Source organism: Pseudoalteromonas sp. APC 3495 (genome assembly GCF_030407645.1).
Lineage (GTDB): Bacteria > Pseudomonadota > Gammaproteobacteria > Enterobacterales > Alteromonadaceae > Pseudoalteromonas > Pseudoalteromonas tetraodonis.
Window position 1 is genome coordinate 1 of the sequence record NZ_JASDDA010000079.1, and the last position, 6,324, is coordinate 6,324.

Below are 6,324 nucleotides of genomic sequence, written 5' to 3' on the forward strand. Positions count from 1 at the left end.
ATATAAATAATTTTTAACGCAGGTAGCGGATTATTTAATACGCTAGAATAATCATGTTTTTAATAAAATTGGTATTAACTAAACATTTCTTTTACGTCTTCAACCATATGCAAATACTCTTCACTCTCTAACATTTCTAATGAAGGAAATATGCCTTTATCAATATACGTTTGCAGCGCTGCTGACTTATCAGATACTTGTAAGGTTCCCTCAAGGATTGCACCAACACGAATGAAGTCGATATAACTCACCTCAGCAGTACGATGATTCACATCTGCCCAGTGCTGCGCGACCTCAACAAACACATCAGGAAATTCCCACGCTTTCATGATTGAACCACCAATTTTACCACTTAAACGTTGAATCGCATGGGCTAAAAAGCTGGGGCTTGCAAACACTTCAGGGTGACGCTCTGCTTCAGTTAAAATGGGTAACACCCCAATATTATAAACTAATGAAGCTAATGTAATGGCATCGCGATTTAGCGATGTATGGGTATTTCTTTTTAAGTAAAACTCCATTAATGAAATAGAGTGCGAGGCCACATGCAGCGTTTTATGCCACGCCTTTCCCATGTAGCCTTTTATTAACTCGTTGTTAGATACAAATAACTGCTCCATCGCCATGGCTGTGGCAATATTTTTTATTTGCCTAAGCCCAATACGTGTAACGGCTTGGTGCAAGTTAGACACCTTTACAGCTCGGCCCATAATTGCACTATTTGCGACTTTGATCATCCGCGCCGACAATGCAGGATCATGTGCTATCACATCTGACATTTGCATCAAATTAACATCGGGGTTATCTGCGGCTTGGCGAACCTTAATCGCTACCTCAGGTAACGTAGGCAACACCAGTGTGTCGTTGTTAATTCTGTCAACTAAAATAGTGAGTAAGGCATTTTCTGTAGACATAAAATATCCCTTTGCTTAATGACCTACACTTTACAGCAAGTCTTATATTATTAATTATTTCAAAGCTTAGTAGTATTAAACATATACCTAAAATAGAAAGAATTGTAGATAATTATTGATTATTTACCAGCGGCCCCTCATTAGTGCACTCTAACGTCTAATACTTGCTATTTGCTAGTATGTTTTGCTTTAATGCAAGCATGCTAAGGCACACTAATACTCATTCAGTACCTTAACTTACAGTATACAAGTTATAAAATAGACTTTTTAAAGGCAATATAATGATCTTAAATAAAATTAGCCAAGCAATACTGCTCTCTGGCATCGTTTTTCTTAGTGCCTGTTCTGAGCAAGCACCGTCTTCAAACAATACGCCGCAAAGCTCAGCGCCAACGGCTTCTCAAGCGCCTTCAGGGCCAACACTCGTTAATATTGACCGTCAACGCTTAGACATATACACAGACTTTAGCTTACAAAGCGATTTGTCACACTTATCTGAGAACCAAAAAGCCATGGTTGCCAAGCTTATTGATGCTTCAAAAATTATGGACGATTTATTTTGGAAACAAGCATTTGGTGAAGATAAACAAAGCTTTTTAGCACAATTAGATGATGAAAAAGTACGTCAGTTTGCTGATATTAACTACGGCCCATGGGATCGCTTAAATGGCGATGAAGTATTTTTATCTGGCTATAAAGAAAAGCCGCTTGGGGCAGGTTTTTATCCGGCCGACATCACCAAAGAAGAGCTTAATAACGCTGATGTAAAAGATAAAACAGGGCTTTACTCACTTATTAAACGCGATGAACTAGGTAATTTATACAGCACGCCTTATTCAGAAGAATATGCCGTAGAACTTGCCCAAGCAGCTAAGTTACTTAGAGACGCTAGCAAATTAGCTGACGACAAAGAATTTGCCAACTACCTAAACTTACGAGCTGACGCAATACAAAGCGATGATTTCCAAGCCTCTGACTTTGCTTGGATGGATATGAAAAATAATCCTATCGATGTTGTTATTGGCCCAATTGAAAACTACGAAGACCAATTATTTGGTTACCGTGCTGCCTATGAATCGTATGTACTAATTAAAGATTTAAAATGGAGCGAACGCCTGGCTAAATTTGCTGCCTTTTTACCTGAGCTGCAAAAAGGCTTACCTGTTGATAGCAAGTACAAGCAAGAAGTACCTGGTTCAGATGCTGACTTAAATGCCTACGATGTTGTTTATTATGCTGGGCACTCAAATGCCGGCAGTAAAACCATTGCAATTAACTTACCCAATGATGAGCAAGTGCAGCTAGAAAAAGGCACACGTCGCTTACAGCTTAAAAATGCAATGCGAGCGAAGTTTGATAAAATTTTAGTCCCTATCGCAGAGCAGTTAATTGTACCTGAGCAACGCAAACACATTACCTTTGATGCATTTTTTGCTAACACTATGTTCCATGAAGTAGCTCACGGTTTAGGTATTAAAAATACTATTACCGGCAAAGGTACCGTTCGCCAATCTCTACAAGAGCATGCTAGCGCCTTGGAAGAAGGTAAAGCCGATATTCTTGGTTTATACATGGTTGAACAGTTACTTAAAAAAGGGGAAATCACCGAAGGTACATTAGAAGATTACTACACCACTTTTATGGCGGGTATTTTCCGCTCAGTGCGCTTTGGTGCTTCAAGTGCACATGGTAAAGCAAATATGATCCGCTTTAACTTTTTTGCTCAAGAAGGTGCCTTCTCTAAAAATGAAGATGGCTTGTATAGCATCAACATGGATAAAATGGGCGATGCTATGGCAAAGTTATCACGCCTTATTTTAACTCTGCAAGGTGATGGTGATTACGAAAAAGTTGATCAACTGATTGCCACTCATGGCGATATTAAAGCGGAACTAGCTAAAGATTTAGAAAAGTTAAGCAAAGCGAACATCCCTGTAGATGTGACCTTCAAACAAGGCAAAGATGTGCTTGGCCTTAATTAATATGCGCTAAATTAGCTCACATAAAAAAAGCGTTACACTGTAACGCTTTTTTATTACTTATCAGTCTAATTATTTATCACTCATCACTTTACGAACAACCGGCTCAAGGCTTGCCATTCCCCACTGCTTGCCTGTTTCAATTGCAGACTCAATATCAGCGCCTTGCTGATGGGCTGAAATAGCCATTAACGCACCAACACGGTTGCTACTTGCACAATGAACAAGTACTGACTCACCGTTAAGCTTTGCTAATAGGCTGGCTAACTGATTTGCATTTTCAATGTTTACATCTTGTGCACCTGCAATCTCAATTGCGTGGTAATTCATTCCTAAAGAATTGACTAACGCGCCTTCATCCCAGTCTTGCTCATCTGCTGCACGTAAATTAATAACGTGCTTCACCTTAGCTTGCGATAGTTGCTTAAACTGCTCATCAGTCGGTTGCGCTGCTGAAAAAACTAAGTTGTTATGTGCTGCAAAGTTTTTAATATTAGCGTTATTTACCACATCTACAGCTACTGGCTGCTCGCCCGCTATCACTGCTGACACTGCAATGGCTGCAATAAATACACTTGTACAGAGTTGTTTGATTAATTTCATACTATCCCCTCAAAGTAACTCATTTTGATTTTTTAAAAATGCGCTTTTAATTGCTCTATCTGCTCATTAGTATAAGGCACACTCGGAAACTTGCCCCATACCGGCGCAGGCCACGCAATATCTGTTTTAAAACGCGCGATATGATGAATATGTAGTTGTGGCACCATATTACCCAATGCGGCTACATTTAACTTATCAGGATTAAACACCTCCATTAACAAATGACTGAGTTTCGCTGACTCGTGTAAATAAGTAATTTGTTGCTGCTCGGTTAAATCAATAATCTCTTTTAAACCCGCTATTCTGGGGACCAATACAAACCAAGGATATTGGCTGTCGTTTAATAGCAACACCTTACAAAGTGGCCAATCAGCCAGTTCAATACAATCTCTTTTCAGTTCAGGTGCTAAGGTAAATGATGTTTTGCTCATGTTAAAGTCCTTAGATTATTTTACCGCACACTTTATAGCATTTAGTTGCAGTTGCACACGCTTGTGCTTTACCATCGAGATAATTTTATGTAAGTAAAGGCAATCCTGTGTTAAAAAAACTAAAACACCTCTCACTGGCAATTCCCCTACTCGCGGGCGCATTAAGCGCAGAAGCTGAGCCGCTAACGCTTGAGCGTATATTTGATGATCCGAGCTTAGCAGGCAAATCTCCGGTACAACTTAAGTTTTCGCCTGATGGTAGCCGGGTTACCTACTTACAAGGTAAAACCGATGACTATAACCGCTACGATTTATGGGAATATAATTTAAAAGATAATACCAACCGGTTGTTAGTTGATTCGGCGCAGTTATTTTCAGGCCCAGAAAATCTCTCCGATGAAGAAAAAGCACGCCGCGAACGCCAACGTATTTTTGGAAAAGGTATCCTTGAATATAAATGGTCAAAAGATGGGAAAGCACTGTTATTCCCTCTTAATGGCGATCTTTATTACTATGACTTAGATGCTAAAAATAGTAAAAAGCTGACTAACACAGACGCATTTGAAACCGATGCGCGTTTTTCTCCAAAAGGAAATTTCGTATCCTTTATCCGAGAGCAAAACCTATATGCACTAGAGCTGGCTTCAGGTAAAGAAATTCAGTTAAGTAAAGATGGCGGTGGCGTAATTAAAAACGGCATGGCCGAATTTGTGGCGCAAGAAGAAATGAGCCGTATGACCGGTTATTGGTGGGCAAATGATGAATCTAAAATCGCCTTTACTCGCGTTGATGAAAGCCCTGTTCAAGAAGCGATTCGTAACGAAATTTATGCTGATGAAGTAAAACTATTTAACCAGCGTTATCCATTTACTGGCACCAATAATGTTGACATTCAACTTGGGGTGGTAAAGCTTAATGATCAAGCAGTTGACTGGATTGACTTAGGCGACGATAAAGATATTTATATTGCCCGCGCTAAGTGGCTAAACGACAGCAATACGCTCTCTTATCAATGGCAAAACCGCTCGCAACATAACTTAGAACTACGTTTTTACAACACTAAAACAAAACAGCAAACCGTTGCTTTAACTGAAAAAAGTGATACCTGGATCAACTTGCATTTTGACCTTGAATTTTTAAAAGATAAAAAGCATTTTGTATGGGCCTCAGAGCGCGATGGATTTAAGCACCTTTATTTATATCGTAATAACGGCCAACTTATCCGCCAGATTACCGCAGGTGATTGGGTCGTAGATAGCCTAAAAGGGATAGATGAAAAAAATGGCGTTGTTTACTTTGCTGCACGTAAAGATACCCCGCTAGAGAGCCATTTATACAGTGCGCCTTTATTTAAAAAAGGGGGTATGAAGCGCATTACTGAAAAAGGCCAATACCATAATGTCGTTCTAGCTAAAGATAATAAAACTTTCATTGATAATAGCTCATCGGTTAATAAGCCAAATTCAGCTGCACTGCGCAAAATTAATGGTGAGTTTATTACGTGGCTTGAAGAGAATAAGCTTGATGACTCTCACCCACTTACCCCGTATCTAACTGATTTAGCCCAGCCCGAATACGGAACAATTACCGCTGAAGACGGCCAAATTATGCATTACCGTTTATTTAAACCAGCAAATATGGCAAAGGGTAAAAAGCATCCGGTTATTGTCAACGTTTACGGTGGTCCTCATGCTCAGCGAGTAACGAATAGCTGGCGCAGTAAAAATTTATATTTTCAATACATGGCGCAACAAGGTTATGTAATTTTTCAACTTGATAACCGAGGCTCTTACAATCGCGGTAAAAAGTTTGAAGATGCGATTTATAAGCACTTAGGCGTTGTAGAAGTGGCGGATCAAATCAAAGGCGTTGAGTTTTTACGTACTCTTGATTACGTAGACCCTGCTCGCATAGGTATATACGGCCACAGCTACGGTGGTTATATGGCGCTAATGACCATGTTTAAAGCAGGCGATTACTTCAGCGCGGGTGTATCTGGTGCTCCGGTTACCGACTGGGCTCTATACGACACCCATTACACCGAGCGCTATTTGGGTCACCCAGATACTAATGCCCAAGGCTATATCGACAGTGCTGTGTTCCCATACGCTGAAGGCTTAAAAGGCCCATTAATGATTTACCATGGCATGGCCGATGACAACGTATTATTTACCCATGCCACTAAATTATTTAAACAGCTGCAAGATAACAATCAACAGTTTGAAATGATGACTTACCCGGGCTCAAAACATAGCCTTCGCGGTAAACAAGTTCAAACTCATTTACATCAAACTATTACAAACTTCTTTAACCGTAATTTTAATACAAAGTAACTAAAACTGGGTTAATTATTCGACTAAAGGCTGATATAAGTATCAGCCTTTTTTTATGCAGATA

At 39.8% G+C, this 6,324-nt stretch carries 5 protein-coding genes; 2 read left to right on the plus strand and 3 right to left on the minus strand.

Features of this window, described 5'->3' with window-relative positions; translation table 11 throughout:
* Window positions 1-74: 74 nt before the first annotated feature.
* Window positions 75-914, minus strand: coding sequence for an HDOD domain-containing protein (locus QL984_RS18045; RefSeq protein ID WP_013464223.1), 840 nt, complete (start codon window positions 912-914; stop codon window positions 75-77).
* A 281-nt stretch (window positions 915-1,195) separates the two neighbouring features.
* Between QL984_RS18045 and QL984_RS18050 the strand changes: the two genes are divergently transcribed.
* A complete protein-coding gene (locus tag QL984_RS18050) occupies window positions 1,196-2,896 on the plus strand; it encodes a hypothetical protein (RefSeq protein ID WP_013464222.1) in 1,701 nt (566 codons plus the stop codon).
* A gap of 69 nt (window positions 2,897-2,965) precedes the next feature.
* Here QL984_RS18050 and QL984_RS18055 read toward each other — a convergent pair whose 3' ends face one another.
* Both QL984_RS18055 and QL984_RS18060 read right to left on the minus strand, forming a co-directional pair.
* On the minus strand, window positions 2,966-3,496 hold the full coding sequence (locus QL984_RS18055; protein WP_128583074.1) for a hypothetical protein: 531 nt from the start codon (window positions 3,494-3,496) through the stop codon (window positions 2,966-2,968).
* A gap of 32 nt (window positions 3,497-3,528) precedes the next feature.
* Window positions 3,529-3,927, minus strand: a complete 399-nt coding sequence (locus QL984_RS18060; protein ID WP_013464220.1) for an HIT domain-containing protein — start codon at window positions 3,925-3,927, stop codon at window positions 3,529-3,531.
* 107 nt (window positions 3,928-4,034) lie between these two features.
* On the opposite strand from QL984_RS18060, the gene QL984_RS18065 reads away from it, so the two are divergent.
* Complete coding sequence (locus tag QL984_RS18065; RefSeq protein WP_064664262.1) at window positions 4,035-6,260, plus strand: DPP IV N-terminal domain-containing protein; 2,226 nt, start codon at window positions 4,035-4,037, stop codon at window positions 6,258-6,260.
* Window positions 6,261-6,324 lie beyond the last annotated feature (64 nt).

Excerpts from the sequence above, each read along its gene's own strand:
- QL984_RS18045 (WP_013464223.1), bottom strand. The coding sequence starts at position 914 with ATGTCTACAGAAAATGCCTTACTCACTATTTTAGTTGACAGAATTAAC.
- QL984_RS18050 (WP_013464222.1), top strand. The coding sequence starts at position 1,196 with ATGATCTTAAATAAAATTAGCCAAGCAATACTGCTCTCTGGCATCGTT.
- QL984_RS18055 (WP_128583074.1), bottom strand. The coding sequence starts at position 3,496 with ATGAAATTAATCAAACAACTCTGTACAAGTGTATTTATTGCAGCCATT.
- QL984_RS18060 (WP_013464220.1), bottom strand. The coding sequence starts at position 3,927 with ATGAGCAAAACATCATTTACCTTAGCACCTGAACTGAAAAGAGATTGT.